Source organism: Mycobacterium sp. 1245111.1, from assembly GCF_001673405.1.
In the GTDB taxonomy this organism is placed as follows: Bacteria; Actinomycetota; Actinomycetes; order Mycobacteriales; family Mycobacteriaceae; genus Mycobacterium.
This window is the reverse complement of the sequence record NZ_LZLV01000020.1, coordinates 1-20,071: the sequence shown is the minus strand read 5'-3', so window position 1 is coordinate 20,071 and position 20,071 is coordinate 1. Positions and strand designations below refer to the sequence as shown.

Annotated in this window: 17 protein-coding genes, 2 tRNA genes and 1 pseudogene; 13 read left to right on the top strand and 7 right to left on the bottom strand. The window is 66.2% G+C overall.

What is annotated here, in order from left to right; genetic code table 11:
* Nucleotides 1–30 precede the first annotated feature (30 nt).
* The 3 genes from A5658_RS03905 to A5658_RS03895 all read left to right on the top strand — a co-directional run bounded on the left by A5658_RS03905 (nucleotide 31) and on the right by A5658_RS03895 (nucleotide 2,728).
* A complete protein-coding gene (locus A5658_RS03905) occupies nucleotides 31–423 on the top strand; it encodes a holo-ACP synthase (RefSeq protein WP_067331367.1) in 393 nt (130 codons plus the stop codon).
* A 64-nt stretch (nucleotides 424–487) separates the two neighbouring features.
* A complete protein-coding gene (locus A5658_RS03900; RefSeq protein ID WP_067331365.1) occupies nucleotides 488–1,813 on the top strand; it encodes a dipeptidase in 1,326 nt (441 codons plus the stop codon).
* A 57-nt stretch (nucleotides 1,814–1,870) separates the two neighbouring features.
* Complete coding sequence (locus A5658_RS03895) at nucleotides 1,871–2,728, top strand: adenylate/guanylate cyclase domain-containing protein (protein WP_067331363.1); 858 nt, start codon at nucleotides 1,871–1,873, stop codon at nucleotides 2,726–2,728.
* Nucleotides 2,729–2,753: 25 nt separating this feature from the next.
* Here the strand turns inward: A5658_RS03895 and bcp are convergent, their stop codons facing one another.
* Nucleotides 2,754–3,227 (bottom strand): thioredoxin-dependent thiol peroxidase, encoded by a 474-nt coding sequence (gene bcp, locus A5658_RS03890; RefSeq protein WP_067331361.1) that lies wholly within the window; start codon nucleotides 3,225–3,227, stop codon nucleotides 2,754–2,756.
* Between the two features lie 88 nt (nucleotides 3,228–3,315).
* Here bcp and A5658_RS03885 point away from each other — a divergent pair, with 88 nt between their 5' ends.
* The 4 genes and pseudogenes from A5658_RS03885 to A5658_RS03870 all read left to right on the top strand — a co-directional run bounded on the left by A5658_RS03885 (nucleotide 3,316) and on the right by A5658_RS03870 (nucleotide 9,302).
* Nucleotides 3,316–3,543, top strand: a complete 228-nt coding sequence (locus A5658_RS03885; RefSeq protein WP_067331358.1) for a DUF3618 domain-containing protein — start codon at nucleotides 3,316–3,318, stop codon at nucleotides 3,541–3,543.
* A 97-nt stretch (nucleotides 3,544–3,640) separates the two neighbouring features.
* Nucleotides 3,641–3,829, top strand: a pseudogene (locus A5658_RS03880) (sigma factor-like helix-turn-helix DNA-binding protein); the annotation flags it as partial.
* Nucleotides 3,826–6,540, top strand: a complete 2,715-nt coding sequence (locus A5658_RS03875) for an AAA family ATPase (RefSeq protein WP_067331353.1) — start codon at nucleotides 3,826–3,828, stop codon at nucleotides 6,538–6,540. The pseudogene A5658_RS03880 and the gene A5658_RS03875, both read left to right, overlap by 4 nt.
* Complete coding sequence (locus tag A5658_RS03870; protein ID WP_067331350.1) at nucleotides 6,507–9,302, top strand: toll/interleukin-1 receptor domain-containing protein; 2,796 nt, start codon at nucleotides 6,507–6,509, stop codon at nucleotides 9,300–9,302. Before A5658_RS03875 ends, A5658_RS03870 begins: the two co-directional genes overlap by 34 nt.
* A gap of 3 nt (nucleotides 9,303–9,305) precedes the next feature.
* On the opposite strand, the gene A5658_RS03865 is transcribed toward A5658_RS03870, so the two are convergent.
* Nucleotides 9,306–9,381: transfer RNA gene (locus tag A5658_RS03865), tRNA-Lys, on the bottom strand.
* A 217-nt stretch (nucleotides 9,382–9,598) separates the two neighbouring features.
* Between A5658_RS03865 and A5658_RS03860 the strand changes: the two genes are divergently transcribed.
* Complete coding sequence (locus A5658_RS03860; protein ID WP_067331599.1) at nucleotides 9,599–10,756, top strand: Ig-like domain-containing protein; 1,158 nt, start codon at nucleotides 9,599–9,601, stop codon at nucleotides 10,754–10,756.
* A 130-nt stretch (nucleotides 10,757–10,886) separates the two neighbouring features.
* Nucleotides 10,887–11,063: a hypothetical protein gene (locus A5658_RS27900; RefSeq protein WP_156751248.1), complete on the top strand. Its 177-nt coding sequence runs from the start codon at nucleotides 10,887–10,889 to the stop codon at nucleotides 11,061–11,063.
* 29 nt (nucleotides 11,064–11,092) lie between these two features.
* On the opposite strand, the gene A5658_RS03855 is transcribed toward A5658_RS27900, so the two are convergent.
* Both A5658_RS03855 and orn read right to left on the bottom strand, forming a co-directional pair.
* Nucleotides 11,093–11,168 (bottom strand) — tRNA-His (locus tag A5658_RS03855).
* Between the two features lie 41 nt (nucleotides 11,169–11,209).
* The gene (orn, locus tag A5658_RS03850) at nucleotides 11,210–11,857 is read right to left on the bottom strand and encodes an oligoribonuclease (protein ID WP_067331348.1); all 648 of its coding nucleotides are present in this window, start codon (nucleotides 11,855–11,857) and stop codon (nucleotides 11,210–11,212) included.
* Nucleotides 11,858–11,975: 118 nt separating this feature from the next.
* Here orn and A5658_RS03845 point away from each other — a divergent pair, with 118 nt between their 5' ends.
* Nucleotides 11,976–13,511, top strand: a complete 1,536-nt coding sequence (locus A5658_RS03845) for a helicase HerA-like domain-containing protein (RefSeq protein WP_067331346.1) — start codon at nucleotides 11,976–11,978, stop codon at nucleotides 13,509–13,511.
* 2 nt (nucleotides 13,512–13,513) lie between these two features.
* Here A5658_RS03845 and cmrA read toward each other — a convergent pair whose 3' ends face one another.
* Nucleotides 13,514–14,320, bottom strand: coding sequence for a mycolate reductase (gene cmrA / locus A5658_RS03840; RefSeq protein ID WP_067331344.1), 807 nt, complete (start codon nucleotides 14,318–14,320; stop codon nucleotides 13,514–13,516).
* 24 nt (nucleotides 14,321–14,344) lie between these two features.
* Here cmrA and A5658_RS03835 point away from each other — a divergent pair, with 24 nt between their 5' ends.
* Nucleotides 14,345–15,673 carry an MFS transporter gene (locus A5658_RS03835; protein WP_067331341.1) on the top strand — a complete coding sequence of 443 codons (1,329 nt, stop codon included), beginning with the start codon at nucleotides 14,345–14,347 and terminating at the stop codon, nucleotides 15,671–15,673.
* A 6-nt stretch (nucleotides 15,674–15,679) separates the two neighbouring features.
* On the opposite strand, the gene A5658_RS03830 is transcribed toward A5658_RS03835, so the two are convergent.
* Both A5658_RS03830 and A5658_RS03825 read right to left on the bottom strand, forming a co-directional pair.
* Nucleotides 15,680–16,435 (bottom strand): MmpS family transport accessory protein, encoded by a 756-nt coding sequence (locus tag A5658_RS03830; RefSeq protein WP_067331596.1) that lies wholly within the window; start codon nucleotides 16,433–16,435, stop codon nucleotides 15,680–15,682.
* 76 nt (nucleotides 16,436–16,511) lie between these two features.
* The gene (locus tag A5658_RS03825; protein WP_067331338.1) at nucleotides 16,512–17,144 is read right to left on the bottom strand and encodes a TetR/AcrR family transcriptional regulator; all 633 of its coding nucleotides are present in this window, start codon (nucleotides 17,142–17,144) and stop codon (nucleotides 16,512–16,514) included.
* Nucleotides 17,145–17,225: 81 nt separating this feature from the next.
* On the opposite strand from A5658_RS03825, the gene A5658_RS03820 reads away from it, so the two are divergent.
* Together A5658_RS03820 and A5658_RS03815 are read left to right on the top strand one after the other, a co-directional pair.
* Nucleotides 17,226–18,776 (top strand): carboxyl transferase domain-containing protein, encoded by a 1,551-nt coding sequence (locus A5658_RS03820; protein ID WP_067331335.1) that lies wholly within the window; start codon nucleotides 17,226–17,228, stop codon nucleotides 18,774–18,776.
* 5 nt (nucleotides 18,777–18,781) lie between these two features.
* A partial coding sequence (locus A5658_RS03815; protein WP_156751247.1) for an acetyl/propionyl/methylcrotonyl-CoA carboxylase subunit alpha occupies nucleotides 18,782–20,071 on the top strand: 1,290 nt, incomplete at its 3' end.

Genomic DNA, 20,071 nt, shown 5'->3' with positions numbered 1-20,071 from the left:
CCCCGGTGGCAGTCCGCTAGGTTTCTCCCAATGAGCATCGTCGGAGTGGGGATAGACCTTGTCTCCATTACTGAATTCGCCGAGCAGGTCGACCAGCCCGGAACGGTCTTCGCCGAAACCTTCACCCCAGGTGAGCGTCGTGACGCCTCGGACAAGAGTTCGTCGGCGGCGCGCCACCTCGCGGCCCGGTGGGCGGCCAAGGAGGCCGTGATCAAGGCCTGGTCCGGTTCGCGGTTCTCGCAGCGGCCGGTGCTGCGCGAAGACATCCACCGCGACATCGAGGTGGTCACCGACATGTGGGGTCGACCGCGGGTGCGTCTGACCGGTGATATCGCCAAGCATCTCAAGGACTTCACGATCCACGTGTCGTTGACACACGAGGCCGACACCGCGGCTGCGGTGGCGATCCTGGAAATGCCCTAGCCTGGCATTTTGTGCACGCTCGCGCCATGGTGGGGCGCTGCACGCAGCGACTAGCCTCGAGACCATGAGCGATCTGGTCGCACGCGTCCGCGAGTTGCTGCCGTCGGTGCGCGACGATTTGGAGAACCTGGTCCGCATCCAGTCGGTGTGGGCCGACCCGGCCCGGCGCGACCAGGTGCACCGAAGCGCCCAAGCTACCGCAGACCTGTTGTCGCAGGCCGGTTTTGGCGACGTGCGGATCGTCAGCGAGGGCGGCGCACCCGCCGTCATCGCCCGCCATCCCGCGCCGGCCGGAGCGCCAACCGTGCTGCTGTACGCCCACCACGACGTGCAGCCCGAAGGTGATCCCGACCAGTGGACGTCGCCACCCTTCGAGCCCACCGAACGCAATGGGCGACTCTACGGTCGCGGCAGTGCCGACGACAAGGCCGGTATCGCAACGCATTTGGCGGCGTTTCGGGCGCACAATGGCAAGCCGCCCGTCGGCGTGACGGTATTCGTCGAAGGTGAGGAAGAATCGGGTTCGCCGTCGCTGGGCCGGCTACTGGCCGCCCATCGGGAGGCGCTCAAGGCCGACGTGATCGTCATTGCCGATTCGGACAACTGGAGCACCGAGGTGCCGGCGTTGACGGTGTCGCTGCGCGGGCTGGTCGATTGTGTGGTCGAGGTGGCCACCCTCGACCACGGCCTGCACTCCGGGCTGTGGGGTGGCGTGGTGCCGGACGTGCTGTCGGTGCTGGTGCGTCTGCTGGCCAGCTTGCATGACGACGACGGCAACGTCGCGGTCGCCGGCCTGCACGAAAGCGCCGCCGCGGCAGTCGATTACCCCGCCGACCGGGTCCGCGCAGAATCAGGACTGCTGGACGGGGTGAGCGAAATCGGTTCGGGCTCGGTGCCGCAACGCTTGTGGGCCAGGCCGGCGATCACGGTGATCGGGATTGACACGACTTCCATTGCGGCGTCGTCGAATACCTTGATTCCGCGCGCGAAAGCGAAGGTGAGCATGCGGGTCGCGCCGGGCGGCGACGCCGTCGAGCACCTGGAAGCACTTCGGGCGCATCTGGAGCAGCACGTGCCGTGGGGCGCACACGTCACGGTGACACTCGGCGAGATCGGTCAGCCGTACGCGATCGACGTCACTGGGCCGGCCTACGACGCGGCGCGGGCGGCGTTCCGGCAGGCCTGGGGGACCGACCCGGTCGACATGGGCATGGGTGGCTCGATCCCGTTCATCGCCGCGTTCGCGGCGGCGTTCCCGAAGGCGGCGATTCTGGTCACCGGTGTGGAGGACCCCTCGACGCAGGCGCACAGCATCAACGAAAGCCTCGATCTGGGCGTGCTCGAACGGGCGGCGACCGCCGAGGCACTGCTACTGGCCAACCTCGGTTGATCGGGAATGGCGAAGCACCCCATGTCCGCCACCCCAGCGCATTAAAGTGCACTTTTCATGGGCGAGGTTCGAGTGAAGAACCTGATGAGCCCGGACGATACCCTCGAGTTTCCCGGGATCACGGTCCACCAGGTTGACGTCGGCGACCTGACGGTGGGGCAGATCGTGACTCAGCCGGGTTGGCGTTGGTCCACGCACGTCCGTCCACACGTCGGCGGGGACTGGTGCGAGGCGCGCCACGTGGGGGTCGTGTTGTCGGGCCGTTTCGAGGTCGTTTTGCGCGACGGGACCACGCTCCAGTTCGGACCCAACGACGTGTTCGAGATCCCGCCGGGTCACGACGGATACACGGTCGGGGACGAGCCGTGCGTCCAGATCGAGTGGTCGGGACTGCGCGCCTTCGCGGGATTCCGGCTGTTGGGCGCACAGACCCGGGCGCTGGTGACGCTGATGTTCACCGACCTGGTCGACTCGACAGCCATGGCGAAACGGTTGGGCGACCGCGCCTGGAGAGACGTGCTCTCCGCGCACTATGAGGCGACTCGGGTGGCGTTGGAGCGCCACCATGGCTACGAGGTCAACACGACTGGGGACGGGCTGCTTGCGACCTTCGATGGACCGGCCGCGGCATTACGGTGTGCGGCAGCGGTGGGCCGGGCCGCCGGTCGGGAAGGTCTGCAGGTCCGTGCCAGCGTGCACGTCGGCGAAGTGGATGTGGTGGGCAACGACGTGCGCGGCGTCGCGGTGCACGAAGCGGCGCGGATTCTGAGCGTGTCAGCGGCCAACGAGATCCTGGTGTCGACCACCACGCGAGCACTGGCGGGCAACGCGGGTTTTGTGTTCGAGCCTCGTGGCACACACGCTCTGAAAGGCCTACCGGGCGAGTGGGAGCTGTTCGCCTGCGTCGAGGAATAGCCGCCCCGGCGCGGTGTCCAGCGGCTTACACGGACAGGTCGCGCCGCAGCTTGGCGACGTGTCCAGTGGCCTTGACGTTGTACTGCGCCACCTCAACCTTGCCCTTTTCGTCGACGACGAACGTCGAACGAATGACGCCCTGGACGGTCTTGCCGTACATCTTCTTCTCGCCGTAGGCGCCGTAGGCGGTCAGCACCTTACGTTCGGGATCGGACAGCAGCGGAAACGTCAGGCCCTCGGCGTCACGGAACTTGGCCAGCTTCTCCGGCTTGTCGGGGGAGACGCCGACCACGTCGAGGCCGGCGCCGTTGAGTTCGCTCAGACTGTCGCGAAAGTCGCAGGCCTGCTTGGTGCAGCCGGGCGTGGACGCAGCCGGATAGAAGTACACGATCACGCGGCGGCCTTTGTAGTCGGCCAGGGACACCTTGTTGCCGTCGGCGTCGGGAAGGGTGAAGGCGGGCGCTTTGTCGCCCGGCGCGAGGCGCACGGTGTCGGTCACGGAGCTGCCTTTCTGAACTAGGGTAGGTCGGCAGGCACCAACCTAGACCGAGCCTGGTCTGGGTGCGCCGACGACAGGGAGGACGAGAGTGGCGGAGCGCGATCCCGACACCATCAAGCAGGAGATCGACAAGGCTCGCGACCAGCTCGCCTCGACCGTCGACTCGTTGGCTGTGCGGGCCAACCCCCGCCGCCTCGCGGACGACGCCAAGGCGCGGGCGATCGGGTTCGTCAAAAAGCCAGCGGTGGCGATCTCACTGGCCGGGGTCGCGGCGCTGACGCTCGCTCTGGCGGTCCGCCGGATTCGTCGCCGCTAACCCGGGCTGTTGCCTCGTCTTTGAACCAATACGACGCCTACCTCGTGGAACCATCGGAAGGCTGATGATGGTCATTCCAGAAACCAACCGGACCTCGGTAGCCGACGCGCTCGGGCGCCTGTCTGCTGAGCATCGCGCGTTGGTACGGCGCGCGTACTATTACGGCTGGTCGACTGCACAAATCAGCGCGGATTTGGGAATGGCGGAAAGCACCGTGAAAGAGGGGCTACATCACGCGCTGCGAGCCTTACTGCAAACGCTGCAGGAGATGGGGGTGGCGCCATGACCGCCTTTGCGGATCAAGACGGCCACAAGTACGCGCACTGGGACGCGGCCTACGTTCTGGGTGCACTGACCGAGACCGACAGGGTCGAATTCGATAGTCATCTGCACGACTGCCGAATCTGCCAGGTCGCAGTGTCCGAACTCTCCGGTCTGCCTGCGTTTCTTGCGTTGCTCGAGGTTGGCTCGCCGCTGCAGACGGATTTGGTCGGCCGGCAATGGGAAATGTCCGCCGTTGCGGGGTTGCTGGACCGTGCGTTGGATGGGCACGGCACGGTGGTCGGTCTGGTCGGCGCGGCCGGCATCGGTAAAAGCCGTCTGGTACGCGAAGTTTCGGCGATGGCAGCCGTCCAGGGTGTCGACGTGTTCACGGCTTTCTGCGAATCGCACACCAGCCAGGTTCCATTCCATGCGGTCGCGAACTTGCTGCGTGCCGCGGCAGGTGTCGAGAACCTTGATCCGCCCGCCGCCCGGGCCCGGATCCGGGCTTACGCTCCCGACGCGATGTCCGAAGACGTGTTGCTCCTCGAGGACTTGCTGGGCATCGCCGATCCCGATGTCGAACTGCCGAAGATCGATCCGGATGCCCGGCGGCGACGGCTGACGATGCTGGTCAATGCGGCCTCGATGGCTCGCCGGGCCCCCGCGGTCTTCGTCATCGAGGACGCGCATTGGATCGACGAGGCCAGCGAGTCGTTGTTGGCCGAGTTCCTCACGGGCATTGCGCGCACGCCCTCGCTGGTGCTGATCACGTACCGGCCCGAATATCAAGGTGCGCTGACCCGAGGGGTGGGCACCCAAACGATTTCCCTTGCACCGCTGAGTGATTCAGAAACCGCGGGACTGGTGGCGGAGCTGCTCGGCCCGGATCCCACGAACGGCGCGCTGGGCCGCAGGATCGCCGAACGAGCCGCCGGTAACCCATTCTTCGCCGAGGAGATCGTGCGTGAGCTGGCTGGGCGCGGCGTCCTGCGCGGCGAGCCGGGTGCATACCTGGCGGTCGCCGAAATCGGCGAGGTGACCGTGCCGACCACGCTGCAGGCAACCATCGCCGCTCGCATCGACCGACTCGACGTAACGACCAAGCGCACGCTGAGCGCGGCGTCGGTGCTCGGCGCGCGCTTCGACCTCGACCTGTTGGCCGCCATGGGAGTTGACACGACAGTCGACGAGCTGGTGGCCGAAAAGCTCATCGATCGGGTCGGCGTCGCGCGGCAATCCGAGTACGTCTTTCACCACCCGTCGATCCGTGCGGTGGCCTACGAACTGCAGGTCGAGTCGGACCGTGCCGACCTTCATCGACGTGCCGCGGACGCGATCGCGGCACGTAACCCGTTGTCGGGCGATGAAAATGCGACCTTGATCGCCGAGCATCTCGAGGCAGCCGGCGACGGGCACGCCGCTTACGCCTGGCAGGTGCGCGCTGCGACCTGGGCGACCAACCGCGACATCACCGCGGCGTGGCGCAGTTGGGAGCGGGCTCGGACGATCGCCGACGCCCTACCGTCCGACGACCCCGACCGGGCAGCCATGCGCATCGCTCCCCGCACGATGTTGTGCGGGATCGCCTGGCGGGTGCACGACCATGCTACGGCCGCCCGCTTCGAAGAACTGCGTGAATTGTGCGCGGCGTCCGGGGACAAGGCCTCGCTGGCCATCGCCATGTCGGGGCGAGTGATGGACAACTTGCATCAGGCCCGGCTGCGGGAAGCGTCAGAGCTGGCGTCCGAGGCGATGGCCCTCATCGAGTCGATCGAGGACCCGAATTTGACGGTCGGCCTGGCCCTCGCATCGATCTACGCCAGAGCTAAAAGCGCCGAGTGGCCCGACGCGCTGCGGTGGTCGCAGATGGTGATCGACGTGGCCGACGGTGACCCCTCAACGGGCAACTTCATCATCGGATCGCCGTTAGCGCTCGCATACACGACGCGCGCGACGGCCAGCTATTGCCTGGGACTTCCTGGATGGCGCGACGACCTGCGGCACGGCCTCGCCATGGCCCGCAGCACCGACCCGATGTCCTACGCCACCGTCGTCACCTACGCCTACTCCGCGGCGATACCGCCGGGCATGCTGAGGCCCGACGATCGCGCGATGGGTGAGATCGAGGATGCCCTGCGCATCGCCGAACAATCCGGTGACGATGTCGCCGTTGCCATTTCCCGGATGACGCTGGGCATTGCGCTGGTGCACCGCCAGACCGACGCGGAGCGCGATCGGGGACAGCAAGTCCTGGCCGACGTCCGTGACGTGTTCTTGCGTCGGGGGTTCTTTCTGGCCGAGTTGCCCATCGTCGAGGTCTGCCTGGCTCGCGAGCAGGCTCAACGCGGGGACCGCGACGGCGCGATACCGCTCCTGCGCGCGGTCGCAGACGGCCAGTTCCCCGAGGGACGCCTGCTCGGGTGGGCCATTCCGGCGACCGGTGTGCTGGTGGAGACCCTGCTCGAGCGTGGAACCGAAAGTGACGTGGTGGAAGCCGAATCCGCGATCATGCGGTTGGCCCAGGCGCCGATCGAGCGACTGGCGGGGGAGACGGACGGCGGTTTCGTGGTGCGCGATATCTGGCTGATGCGGCTGCGAGCTCTGCTCGCGCGGGCCCACGGCGATGACGCGTCCTACGCGCGCCTACGGGATGGCTATCGCGACAGGGCGAAAACACTTGGTTTCGAGGGCCATATCGAGTGGGCCGAAGCGATGCCGCAGCACCTGCGTTGACTCCCGACGACGGCGCCAACGCTGAGTACGACGCGTTCTTGTCCTACGCCCATCGGGATCGGCATGTCGCCAGCGCGATTCAGAAGGGTCTGCATCAGATCGGGCGGCGGCTGGGCCGGTTGCGCGCGCTGCGAGTGTTTCGTGACGACACGAATCTGACTGCCAGCCCGGATCTTTGGGGCAGGATCACCGAGGCGCTGGACCGGTCCCGGTACATGATCGTGGTGCTCTCGCCGCAGTCGGCGGCGTCGCATTGGGTGAACGAGGAGATCGGCTACTGGCTGGCGCACCGCGGCGACGGGCAGTTGATGTTGGTGCTGGCCGAGGGGCAGCTGCACTGGGACGCCACGCAACAGCGATTCGACCCGCAGCGCTCCGATGCCGCACCTACGGTGTTGACGCAGGCCGGGTCGCTGCCCGCCGAGCCGTTGTACATCGACGTCAGCGACGACGCGCCATGGGATCTGGCCTCGTTGACGTTCCGCGACAAGGTGACCGCGCTGGCCGCCCCGATTCACGGCAAGCCCAAAGACGCGTTGGCCGGCGAAGACCTGCGCGAGCAGCGGCAGTTTCGCCGCCTGCGGGCGGCCGCGGTGACGGGGCTGGCCCTGCTGAGCGTCGTCGCGGTGGTCGCCGCGCTCGTCGCCGTGGGCAAGCAGCACGAGGCGAATCGGCGTCTCCGGGACGCAGTAGTCGCCAAGCTCAACGCCGAGGGAGCGTCGATGCTGGCCGGGACGACGCCGGGCACCGACTCGCGTGCTCTTCAGGAACTGCTGGCCGCCAACGCAATCCAGGCCAACGGCGTGCCGATCCTGAATGCTCAAATTTCGCGGTTCACCACCCAGAAGATCATCGACACCGGCTCCAATGTGTTCGGCGTCGCGTACAGCCCGGACGGGCGGCGCGTTGTGACGGCCCAGGACAATAAGACTGTGCAGCAATGGGATTCGGTCACCGGCAAGCCGATCGGCGGCCCAATGAAAGGCCATACCGATCGAGTGACCGCCGTTACCTACACCCCGGATGGGCACACGGTCGCGACTGCTTCGTTGGACGGCACGATGCGGCTTTTCAATGCCGACACCGGCGCCGCGATTAATCCCGACCCGAAGCGCGTCGACGCGCTGCATGCCATCGCGGTAAGCCCGGACGGCAAGGCGTTATTCACGGCGGGCGAAAAAGACGGCCTCCAGCTATGGGATCCCACTACCGGTCAAATGCGGACTGCCATACAGGTTTTCGACAACGCCACCGAGACAATTCAGAGCCTGGCGATCAGTCGCGCGGGCAACCTGTTGGCGGTGGCAGGTGACAAGGGCGAAATCGCGATCCACGACATCGTCTCGTCGACGCCGAAAGGCTCAACCCTTGTCATCCAGCGCCCCAGCGGGACGCAGACGACGGTTTTCCAGATCGCATTCAGCCCCGACGGGCACACGCTTGCGGTGGCCAGCGAGGACCTGCAGTTATGGAACGTCGATACGGGCACCCTCGTTCGCCGGATCCCGCTCGGAACCTCCTTCGCATGGGCCATGGCCGTTGCCTTCAGTCCCAACGGACTGCGGGTTGCCGTCGGACGCCAGGACGGGGCAGTACAGCTGTGGGACGCCGGTAGTGGCACGCAGATAGGGCAGACGATGACCGGGCATACCGGGATGGTGCAGGGTGTCGCTTTCAGCCCCAATGATCGACAGATCGCAACGACAAGCATCGACGGCTCCCTTCGGCTCTGGAGCACCACAGTCGGGCAGCCGATGCGGGCCACCGAGGAGCACCTCTACCAGGCAGCCTTCAGCCCCAATGGCCGGCGGATTGCCGCGCTCGGCGACGCTGCGATCGAGCAGTGGGACACCGGCACCGGTCAGCCACTGGCATCGCTGCCGATCAGCGATACCGGGGATATCTCTTTCGATTACGTCGGTGACCGCCGGATCATTACCGCGTCAACCGACGGCACCGTTCGGGTGATCGACACGGACACAGGTCAGGCCGTCCAGCCGCCCGTCCACCTCGAAATCGGCGGAGCGCGTGTGGCGTTCGCGTTCGGCAGTGACGGACGCACGATCGCGACCGGGCGCCGTGACGACGGCGTCCTGCAGTTGTGGGACGTCGGGTCCGGCAAGGCAATAGGGCGTCCCATGGCCCCTGACAAACCAGGCAAATCGATGGAAGGGCTGGCCTTCACGCCTGATGGTCGGCACCTCGTCGCTGGGCAAGACAACGGTGTGCGGGTCTGGAGCACCGGCACCTCCGGGCGCGAAGGTGACGTGTTGCGCGATCCGACAGACCCGAACAAGCCGGTGATGAGCCTGGCCGTCAGCCGCGACGGTCACACACTGGCCGCAGCTGGTCTCGACGGTGTCAACCTCTGGGATTTCGATACGCGAAACCCGCTGCGCGGCAGCCCGCTTCGGGGTCAGAACGGCTTGATCCTCAGCGTGGCCTTCGGCGTTGAGCATCAACTGGCGAGCGGGGGAGTCGACGCAACGCTTCGCTTGTGGGACACCGCCGCCGGGAAACCGACAGCCCACCCGCAACGGCAGACCGACACTCTCCTCGGCGTGGCGATCAGCCCGGACGGGCAGCTGGCCGCGTCCGCCAACGCAGACGGAACCCTGATGCTCTCGCCCGCACTGGCCGATGCCGGGCAGCTGTGTGACAAGTTATCGGCCAACATGAGCCACCGGCAATGGAACGACTGGGTGTCTCCGGGAATCGACTACATCACACTGTGCCCCGGTTTGCCGGTGGCACCCGATTAGTGGTGGTGCGCCGTCAGGGTTTCGAACCCCGGACCCGCTGATTAAGAGTCAGCTGCTCTACCAACTGAGCTAACGGCGCGTGCGTCCTGCTGGACCGCGTTTGAGACAATAACAGTCATTCCGTCGACGGGCGAAATCGTCGCGCGTGGGATTGATCGGTGATGACCGTTAACAGTCGTCCACGCCCTAGAATACTCCGCAGTAACACGCCGTTACATGTCTCGAGGGGAATCGCGCAGGTGGCAGGTCGCTTCAACAGGCTTCAGCACGGAGGCCGGCGGTGGCTGGCTGTGCTGATGGTGCCGCTTGCCGTGTTCGGCGCCGGGGCCTGCAGCGGTCACGGGAGGGCTCCGGAGCCCAGGGCCATCATGGACAAAGCCACCCCGTTCAGCGACCTACTCGTCCCCAAACTCACCACATCGGTCACCGACGGCGCGGTCGGCGTCGCGGTCGACAGCCCGGTGACGGTCAGCGCGGACGACGGCGTGCTGGCCTCGGTGGAGATGGTCAACGAAAACGGTGGCACCGTCGAGGGCCGACTCAGCCCCGACGGCGTGCACTGGTCGACCACCGAACGGTTGGGCTACAACCGGCTTTACACGCTGACCGCCAAGGCGCGCGGTCTGGGCGGCGTGGCGACTCGCCAGCTGTCGTTTCAAACACATTCGCCGCACAACCTGGCGATGCCCTACCCGAGACCAAGCGACGGCGAGGTTGTCGGGGTGGGCGAGACGGTGGCGGTTCAGTTCGACGAGAACATCGCAGACCGGATGGCCGCCGAGAAGGCGATCCACGTGACCACCGATCCGCCCGTCGAGGGTGCGTTCTACTGGCTGAACAACCGCGAAGTGCGTTGGCGCCCAGAGCATTTCTGGAAGCCGGGCACCAACGTCGACGTCGTCGTCAACACCTACGGCATTGACCTCGGAGACGGGGTGTTCGGCCAGGACAACGCGCACACCCACTTCGCCATCGGCGACGAGGTCATCGCGACGGCCGACGACAACACCAAAATGGTAACCGTCCGCGTCAACGGTGAAGTCGTCAAGACCATGCCGACGTCGATGGGCAAGGACAGCACGCCGACCGCGAGCGGGACCTACATCCTCGGTGTGCGATTCGCCCACATGATCATGGACTCATCGACCTACGGCGTACCGGTCAACTCGCCCAACGGATATCGCACCGAGGTGGATTACGCCACCCAGATGTCCTACAGCGGTGTCTTCGTGCACTCGGCCCCGTGGTCGGTGGGCGCCCAGGGCCACACCAACACCAGCCACGGCTGCCTCAACGTGAGCCCGAGCAACGCGCAATGGTTCTTCGAACACACCAAGCGCGGCGACGTCGTCGAGGTGCTCAACACCATCGGACCGCCACTGTCGGGCACCGAAGGCCTCGGCGACTGGAACATCCCGTGGGATCAGTGGCACGCCGGCAACGCCAAGACCTGACACCGGTTAGCAACGTCACAGTCGTTATCCAGCAACCTTATTCGGGCTCAGTTAAGCGCCCGGACGTCTAACACGCCGACTCGATCACTCATCCACGCAAGCGAACGGTTGCGCTCTTAACCTTGTGGGCATGAGTGAAACTCTCAATCAGCGGGAAGCGGCGGCGCACCGCAGCCGCCTGGCCGCATTCGGCGGCATCGTGCTGTGGCAAGTGGTCGGTGCAGCCGCCGGCGCGATCAGCTACGCCGCCGAGGCGGGCGGCTTCGAACTCGAGATGCGCCGAGCCGCCCTGCGCGCCCGGCGGTAGCGATCAACGCCGAGCGCGGGGCGCTCCTTTGGGGTGAGTGACGGGACTCGAACCCGCGACATTCAGGATCACAACCTGACGCTCTACCAGCTGAACTACACCCACCATTGCTGCGGCCGCCGAGGCGACTTACAGCGCCGTCGATACTAACCGCTCGAGTCCTCCGCGGGCGAATCCGTTTCCTCCGGCGTGGCCGAGCCGACCCCGAGCGCGTCGGCCACGGCTGCGATTTCGCTGGTCGTGGGCCCGGGCGGCGGCACGAACGCGGTGCCCCGGTAGTACTTCAGTTCGCGGATGGATTCGTGAATGTCGGCCAGCGCGCGGTGCGCCAGACCCTTGGCCGGTTGGCCGTAGTAGATCCGCGGATACCAGCGGCGGCACAGCTCTTTGATCGAGCTCACATCGATCATCCGATAGTGCAGAAACGAGTCCAGGGTTGGCATGTCGCGAGCGAGGAAGCCGCGGTCGGTCCCGATGGAGTTGCCCGCCAGCGGCGCCGTTTTGGCTTGCTTGACGTGCTGACGGATGTAATCGAGAGCGGCGGCCTCGGCGGTGGCGAGATCCACGGTGGATGCCCGCACCTCGTCGATGAGTCCCGAGCGGGTGTGCATGTCGGCGACGACATCGATCATCGAGTTCAGGTCGGCGTCTTCCGCGTGGATCACCATGTCGAGGCCGTCGCCGAGGATATTCAGTTCGCTGTCGGTCACCAGGACGGCGATTTCGATCAGCTTGTCCGAGGACAGGTCCAGCCCGGTCATTTCGCAGTCGATCCACACCAGTTCGTCCCGCACAGCGTTCACAGTAGGGCAGAGTTCGCTGGCGAGGCTGCGGCCACCCCGCCTGGGCCCGGCAGCCAGTAAGGTCGTGCGTGATCTTCGACCACGCAACTCCGGGAGAGGCAAGGGTCTTATGAGCGCTGAATCAGCAGCCCCCGCACAGCAGATCGCGGCCGGTTACGCGGTCGGAGGCCAGGCTCTGGAACTCGGCACTGTCGTCATCGACGGCAAGACGGACCAGCGTGCGCAGATCCGAATCCCGCTGGCCACCGTGAACCGGCACGGCTTGGTGGCCGGCGCGACCGGTACCGGCAAGACGAAGACCCTCCAGGTGATCGCCGAGCAGCTTTCGGCGGCGGGCGTGCCCGTGCTGATGGCCGACGTAAAGGGCGACCTGTCGGGCCTCTCGCGTCCCGGGGAGAGCAGCGACAAGATCAGCGCCCGCGCCAAGGAAATCGGCGATGACTGGCAGCCGAGCGGCTTTCCGGTGGAGTTTCTTTCACTTGGCACCAAGGGCATCGGTGTTCCGGTGCGTGCCACGATCGCGAGCTTCGGGCCCATTCTGCTGTCAAAAGTGTTGGGCCTCAACAATACGCAAGAATCAACGCTAGGCCTGATCTTCCACTGGGCTCAGGACAAGGAGTTCGAACTGCTCAACCTCGCGGACCTGCGCGAGGTGATCGGCTATCTCACCAGCGACGAGGGCAAGCCCGAGCTGAAAACGCTGGGTGGCGTGTCGGCGCAGACGGCCGGGGTCATTCTGCGGGCGCTGGTCAACCTCGAAGCCGAGGGAGGCGACACGTTTTTCGGTGAGCCGGAGTTGGACCCCAAGGATCTGCTGACCGTCGATGGCGGCCATGGCCGGATTTCGCTGATCGAGCTCGGCGACCAGGCCACCCGACCGGTGCTGTTCTCCACCTTCTTGATGTGGGTGCTGTCCACCCTGTTCAAGTCGCTGCCTGAAGTCGGTGACGTCGACAAGCCCAAGCTGGTGTTCTTCTTCGATGAAGCCCACCTGCTGTTCGCCGACGCGTCAAAGGCATTTCTGGACCAGGTCGAGCAGACCGTCAAACTCATCCGCTCCCGCGGCGTAGGTGTGTTCTTCTGCACCCAACTGCCGACCGACATACCGAACTCGGTGCTGTCACAACTGGGAGCGCGGATCCAGCACGCTCTGCGCGCGTTCACTCCCGACGACCAGCAGGCGCTGGCCAAAACCGTTCGCACCTATCCGAAAACCGATGTTTACGATCTGGCTTCGGCACTGACGTCGCTGGGCACCGGTGAGGCGGTCGTCACCGTGTTGTCGGAGCGAGGCGCGCCGACGCCGGTAGCGTGGACCAGGTTGCGGCCACCACGCTCGCTGATGGCGGCCATCGGCAACGATGCGATCAGCTCCGCGGCCAAATCAAGTCCGCTGGAACAGAAATACGGCAAGACCGTGGACCGGGAATCGGCATACGAGAAGCTGCAAGCCAAGAAAGCCGCCGCCGAAAAGGCCGAAGCAAATCAGCCGGCCCCCGCGGGAAAGAACGCGCCTGAACCCGCGAAGAAGCCCGGCTGGTTCAGCCGATTCGTGAACAGCCGCGGCTTCCAGACCTTCCTCAAGGCGTTGGGAACCGAGCTGATCCGCAACATGTTCGGCAGCGGCAGCAAGCGCCGGCGGTAGGTTTAGCCGCCGCCCATCTTCTTGTAGAAGCGTCCGACGATCGGCGCCACGATAGCGCGCGGCGAATACTGGCTGGCCGCCGACATCGCCTTCGACGTCACACCGGGTACGATGCGCATCTTGTTGCGCGCCAACGCATCCAGTGATTTCTTCGCGGTGTATTCGGTGGAGATCCACAAGAAGTTGGGTACCAACTTCTCCACGATCGACGCGTCGGCAGGTCCCGGCAGTTCGCTGCGTACAGGGCCGGGGGCCAAAACCGTCACGTGCACACCGGTTTTGCGCAATTCACCGCGCAGTGACTCGCTGAAGGTGTTGGCGAACGCCTTCGTCGCGGCGTAGGTCGCGTTGTAGGGGATCGGTGAATTGCCCGCTGCCGAACCGGAAATCAAAATGCCGCCCGCTTTGCGCGCGAGCATTCCCGGCAGCACGGCTAATACCATGTCGTGTACCGCAACCGCATTTAACTGGACCTGAGCCCGCTCGACGTCGGGATCGAGCGTGGAAACCGGTCCGAACGTGGCGGTGCCGGCATTGGCGCACAGGATCGAGATGTTCCGGGTGGCCAATTCGTCGATGAGCTTGGCGCGGTCGGCGGTGTCGGCGAGGTCGGCGGGGCGCACTTCGACGGTGACGCCGTACTTTTCGCTCAGGGTACCGGCCAACGCGTTGAGCAGATCTTCGCGTCGTGCCGTGATGATCAGGCTATGGCCGCGAGCGGCCAATTCGGTGGCCAGCGCTGCGCCGATGTTTTGTGAAGCTCCGGTGACAACTGCGCGGGCGTCGGGACTGGGGGCGGGTACCGGCATGCGCCAATGGTAGACAGACCAACGATGCCTGAATCCAGCAGTCACGTCTCGCCCGGCACCAAGCGGTCCCAAGCTGTGGCGTGGGCGCTCTGGGACACGGGCTCCGCGGGCGTCAGCGCCGTGGTGGTCACGTTCGTGTTCTCGGTGTATCTGACCGGTGCGGTCGGCAAAGGTCTGCCAGGTGGAACCCCGCCGGCGAGCTGGCTGGGCCGGGCCCTGGCGATCGCCGGGCTCACCATCGCGGTGCTGGCACCGGTGATCGGAGTCTGGGTCGAGAACCCTCGACGGCGGCGTCTCACGCTTACCGTGTTGACCGGCCTGGTGGTCGGGCTGGTCAGCGCAATGAGCCTGGTCCGCGAGCGCCCCGAGTACCTGTGGGCGGGCTTGGCGTTGCTCGCGGTGGCCGCGGCGTGCGGCGACCTGGCCAGCGTCCCGTACAACGCCATGCTGCGCCAGCTGACGACGCCGCAGAATTCCGGGCGGATCTCCGGCTTCGGGCTGGCGGCCGCGTTCGTCGGCAGCGTCGGGTTGTTACTGCTCGTCTACTTCGGCTGCATCGACGGCAAGGGCCCCACCCGCGGATTCCTGCATCTGCCGGTCGGGGACGGGATGAACGTCCGAATCGCGATGCTGGTCGCCGCCGGGTGGCTCGTGACGTTCGCGACGCCGCTGCTGCTCACCGCGCACAACCTGCCGTCGTCGACGGCCGACGTCGCGGCACCCGCACACAGCGCGCTGGGCGGCTACCGCAAGCTCTGGCGCGACTTGGTCGCCGAGTGGCACCGGGACCGCAACCTGGTCTATTACCTGTTGTCGTCGGCGATCTTTCGGGACGGCCTGGCCGGTGTGTTCACCTTCGGCGGGGTGCTCGGGGTCAACGCCTACGGCATCTCGCCGGACGACGTGCTGATCTTCGGTGTGGCCGCCAGCGTGGTGGCCGCGGTGGGCGCCGTCTTCGGCGGCTTCCTGGACGACTGGCTCGGCTCCAAACCGGTCATCATCGGGTCACTGGCCTGCATCATCGCGGCCGGGTTGGCCATGATGGCGATGTCGGGTCCGCGCGCGTTCTGGGCCACCGGGCTGCTGCTGTGTCTGTTCATCGGCCCGGCGCAGGCGTCGGCGCGGACCTTGCTACTGCGGATGTCCAGCGACGGCAAGGAGGGCGTGGCCTTCGGCCTCTACACGATGACCGGACGGGCGGTCTCGTTTGTTGCGCCGTGGCTATTCTCGGTTTTCGTCGACGTGTTCGGCGCGGTGCGCGCCGGCATGGGCGGGCTGTGCCTGGTCATGATCGTCGGGCTGCTGGGCCTGGCGATGGTGCGGGCCCCGCACCGGGTGGCGACGGCGGACTGAGCAGGTTCAGCTGTTTCCGGTGCAGATCGTCAGCCCGGCGCCACTGCGATGGTTGATCTCGACGCCGTCGACGGTGACCGTGCACGTGACGTCATGGCCGATGTTGACGATCGTGACGTTGGGCGTTTTGCTGCCGGACTCTGGCAAGCTGACCTCTTTGCTCCACGGCAAGGGGACGTTGAACTCGGTCTGCATCATCCCGTCGTTGTCCACGTAGGTGATGCTGATCGCCCGGCCGTCGCCCGTGACGTTGTAGACCACGGTCTGCATCGCGCTCGGATCGGTGGGCTGACCGGGTTCGGTGGTCGCCGGGACGGGCGCCTGCGCTGAATGCGAGGGCGAACTGGGCACCACGGGGACGGGCTGTTGCGAGCTCGGCGTCGACGGCAGTGCCGGGACGGCGGTCTGCTTGCGCGCCGTGCCGTTGGCGATCACCAACGCGATGACCAACGCGGTCACCAGCACCACCGCCGCGGCGGCGGCGATCCACAGCCAGCGCGGCGCTTTGGGCTTGCCGGGCTCGGGCCCCTGTTGAGGCTGATTCGGTGGCGGCTGACCCTGCAGCCAATACTGCGGCAGCCTGTCGGTGGGGTTTGCCGAGTTGGGATCGTACGACGTGCCGGGATAGTACGGCGGCGGATAAGATGGCTGGCCGCTGTAGGCCGGGTCGGTGTAGGACCCGTACGACTGGTCGGCGCGTCGGGTTTGCTCGGTCCGCTCTTGGCTTGAACGGGTGTATCCGGGATGACGTCGATCGCTCATGCCCACCTCATTTTTGCAGGGTACCTGCAGCGCAACCGCCGGTGCCGAAATGTCGGATGAACACTGAAACTGCCCGTCAAACAGGCGAAGGCCCCACGGTCAACGCGGCGACGGTCATCGCCCGCATCACTGCCCGCGACCGCGCGATGCCGTCGGACTTGAGGCTGTGCGGGGTGGAGTTGAGCAGCCCGAACGCGGCATGCGCCATCAGCCGGGCATCGGTCTCGGCAAGCCCCGTATCGACCTGGCGCAGTACGCCCACCCAGACTTCGACGTACTGACGTTGGGCCCGTCGCACTTGGCGTTCCGCAGCGGCGGGCAGATGGGCGAGGTCGCGGTCTTGGATCCGGATGAGGTCCGGCTCGCCGAGCGCGAAGTCGAGGTGAAAGTCGATCAGGCCGTCCAGCGCCGAGGCCGCGTCGGTCGCTCGCGACTGGACTTCTCGTGCGCCGGCGAGCAGCCGGGTGCTGATCCCGACGAGCAGCTCGACCAGCAGCGACTCCTTGTTGGGGAAGTGCCGGTAGATCGCCGGCCCGCTGACTCCCGCTGCGGCGCCGATGTCTTCGAGGCGCACCGCAAGGAAGCCACGCTCGGCGAACAGTCGCTCGGCGGCGGCCAGCAATTGCAGGCGGCGGTCCGACTTCCGTCGGCTGCGCGGGTTCGGTGCCGGGGTGGCGTCGCCGTGGTCGGCCGGAGCGGTCGCTGCCATTCCGCCTCCCTAGACAGTTCGGTTAATCGCCACTAACATAGCACGAGTTAGTGACCATTAACCGAAATTGGCGTGTAACAGATGACCTCACCGGCCGAAAACCGCAACGCGCACACCGCGCTTGTCGAGCAGTTGCGCGGCAAGCTCGCGACGGCCGCGCTGGGTGGTTCGGAACGTTCGCGCGCCCGTCACGTCGATCGCGGCAAGCTGCTGCCACGCGACCGCGTCGACGGATTGCTCGATCCCGGTAGCCCGCTGCTCGAAATCGCGCCGCTGGCCGCCGACGGGATGTACGACGACGAGTGTCCCGGGGCCGGCATCATCACCGCAATCGGCCGGATCTCCGGCCGTGAATGCATGATCGTGGCCAACGACGCGACGGTCAAAGGTGGTACCTACTACCCGATTACGGTCAAAAAGCACCTGCGCGCCCAGGAGATCGCGGCGCAGAATCGACTGCCCTGTATTTATCTGGTCGACTCCGGCGGTGCCTTCCTGCCGCGTCAGGACGAGGTGTTCCCCGACCGCGAGCATTTCGGCCGGATCTTCTACAACCAGGCCAATCTCAGCGCGCAGGGCATCCCGCAGATTGCCGCGGTGTTGGGGTCGTGCACGGCCGGCGGGGCGTACGTGCCGGCCATGAGCGACGAGGCCGTGATCGTGCGCAACCAGGGCACCATCTTTCTCGGCGGACCGCCCTTGGTGAAAGCCGCCACCGGCGAGGTGGTCTCGGCCGAAGATCTCGGTGGCGGAGAACTACATTCGAAGACCTCCGGCGTCACCGACCACCTCGCCCACGACGACCGCGACGCCCTGCGGATTGTCCGGCGCATCGTGTCGACGCTGGGCCCGCGCGAACCACGGATCTGGGATATGCGGCCGGCGGTGGATCCGATCGCCGACCAGTCCGAGTTGTACGACGTGGTCCCGATCGACCCGCGGATCCCGTACGACGTGCACAACGTCATCGAGCGACTTGTCGACGGCGGCGAATTCCAGGAATTCAAAGCCGAATACGGCAGCACACTGGTCACCGGCTTCGCCCACATCCACGGCCACCCGGTCGGGATCGTGGCCAACAACGGCGTGCTGTTCTCCGAGTCCGCAGTCAAGGGAGCACATTTCATCGAACTGTGCGACAAGCGGATGGTCCCGTTGTTGTTCCTGCAGAACATCTCCGGTTTCATGGTCGGCCGCGAATACGAGGCCGGCGGCATCGCCAAACACGGCGCGAAAATGGTGACCGCGGTGGCCTGCGCCCGGGTGCCCAAACTCACCGTGGTAATCGGTGGGTCGTACGGCGCGGGCAACTATTCGATGTGCGGGCGGGCGTATTCGCCACGCTTCCTGTGGATGTGGCCCAACGCCCGGATCTCGGTGATGGGCGGTGAGCAGGCGGCGTCGGTGCTGGCGACCGTGCGCGGCGGGATGACGGCCGAGGAGGAAGAAGCGTTGAAGGCCCCGATCCGCGAGCAGTACGAGCACCAGGGCAACCCGTACTACTCGACAGCCCGGCTCTGGGACGACGGGGTTATCGATCCCGCGGATACCAGAACAGTTGTGGGGCTCGCGCTTTCCGTGACGTCCACCGCGCCGGTCGACCCGGTCTCCTACGGCGTCTTCCGGATGTGAGCGCGATGGGATTCCACACCGTTCTGGTTGCCAACCGCGGCGAGATCGCCGTGCGGGTGATCCGCACGCTCAAGGCGATGGGGATTCGATCGATCGCCGTCTACAGCGAGGCCGACGCGAACGCGCGGCACGTGGCCGAAGCGGATGTCGCGATCGCGATCGGCCCGGCGGCGGCACGCGACAGTTACCTCAATGTCGCCGCGATCGTCGATGCGGCCCTGCGCACCGGGGCTCAAGCGGTGCATCCGGGCTACGGATTCCTCTCGGAGAACGCCGATTTCGCGGCGGCACTGGACAAGGCCGGGATCGCTTTCATCGGTCCGCCGGTGGGTGCCATCCAGACGATGGGCGACAAGATCGCGGCGAAGGGCACGGTGTCGGCGTTCGGGGTGCCGGTGGTTCCGGGCATCGCGCGGCCCGGCCTCAGCGACAAGGAATTGATCGCAGCCGCAGACGAGGTCGGCTACCCGGTTCTGGTCAAGCCGTCTGCCGGCGGGGGCGGCAAGGGCATGCGGATGGTCGAGCGGCCGGCCGACCTGCCGGCCGCGCTGGTCAGCGCTCGACGCGAATCGGCCGCGGCATTCGGTGACGACACGCTGTTTCTGGAGCGATTTGTGCTGCGTCCCAGGCACATCGAGGTGCAGGTGTTGGCCGACGCCCACGGTAACGTGGTGCACTTCGGCGAGCGCGAGTGCAGCCTGCAGCGCCGGCATCAAAAAGTAATCGAGGAGGCGCCGTCGCCGCTGCTCGATGCCCAGACCCGCGCCCGGATCGGCGCGGCCGCGTGTGACACCGCCCGCAGCGTGGATTACACCGGCGCGGGCACGGTCGAGTTCATCGTCTCGGCGGATCGTCCCGACGAGTTCTTCTTCATGGAGATGAACACCCGGTTGCAAGTCGAGCATCCGGTCACCGAGATGGTGACTGGATGGGATCTGGTCGAGTGGCAGGTCCGGATCGCGGCGGGGGAGAAGCTGACCGTCGCCCAGGACGACATTGCGTTGCGGGGTCACGCGATTGAAGCACGGGTCTACGCCGAGGATCCGGCCCAGGGCTTCCTGCCGACCGGCGGTGATGTGCTGGCGGTGACGGAGTCGCATGCGGCCGGTGTGCGCATCGACTCGGGGCTGTCCGCCGGCATGGTCGTGGGCAGCGACTACGACCCGATGCTGGCGAAAGTCATTGCCTACGGCCCGGATCGGGCGACGGCGCTGCGAACCCTGGGCCGGGCCCTGGCCGACACCGCGGTGCTCGGCGTCATCACCAACATCGAGTTCGCCCGCTTCCTGCTGACC

Bases quoted from the DNA above. Each gene is read 5' to 3' on its own strand.
- A5658_RS03905 (WP_067331367.1), top strand. From the start codon at position 31: ATGAGCATCGTCGGAGTGGGGATAGACCTTGTCTCCATTACTGAATTC.
- A5658_RS03900 (WP_067331365.1), top strand. From the start codon at position 488: ATGAGCGATCTGGTCGCACGCGTCCGCGAGTTGCTGCCGTCGGTGCGC.
- A5658_RS03895 (WP_067331363.1), top strand. From the start codon at position 1,871: ATGGGCGAGGTTCGAGTGAAGAACCTGATGAGCCCGGACGATACCCTC.
- A5658_RS03875 (WP_067331353.1), top strand. From the start codon at position 3,826: ATGACCGCCTTTGCGGATCAAGACGGCCACAAGTACGCGCACTGGGAC.
- A5658_RS03860 (WP_067331599.1), top strand. From the start codon at position 9,599: ATGGTGCCGCTTGCCGTGTTCGGCGCCGGGGCCTGCAGCGGTCACGGG.
- A5658_RS27900 (WP_156751248.1), top strand. From the start codon at position 10,887: ATGAGTGAAACTCTCAATCAGCGGGAAGCGGCGGCGCACCGCAGCCGC.
- A5658_RS03845 (WP_067331346.1), top strand. From the start codon at position 11,976: ATGAGCGCTGAATCAGCAGCCCCCGCACAGCAGATCGCGGCCGGTTAC.
- cmrA (WP_067331344.1), bottom strand. From the start codon at position 14,320: ATGCCGGTACCCGCCCCCAGTCCCGACGCCCGCGCAGTTGTCACCGGA.
- A5658_RS03835 (WP_067331341.1), top strand. From the start codon at position 14,345: ATGCCTGAATCCAGCAGTCACGTCTCGCCCGGCACCAAGCGGTCCCAA.
- A5658_RS03830 (WP_067331596.1), bottom strand. From the start codon at position 16,435: ATGAGCGATCGACGTCATCCCGGATACACCCGTTCAAGCCAAGAGCGG.
- A5658_RS03825 (WP_067331338.1), bottom strand. From the start codon at position 17,144: ATGGCAGCGACCGCTCCGGCCGACCACGGCGACGCCACCCCGGCACCG.
- A5658_RS03820 (WP_067331335.1), top strand. From the start codon at position 17,226: ATGACCTCACCGGCCGAAAACCGCAACGCGCACACCGCGCTTGTCGAG.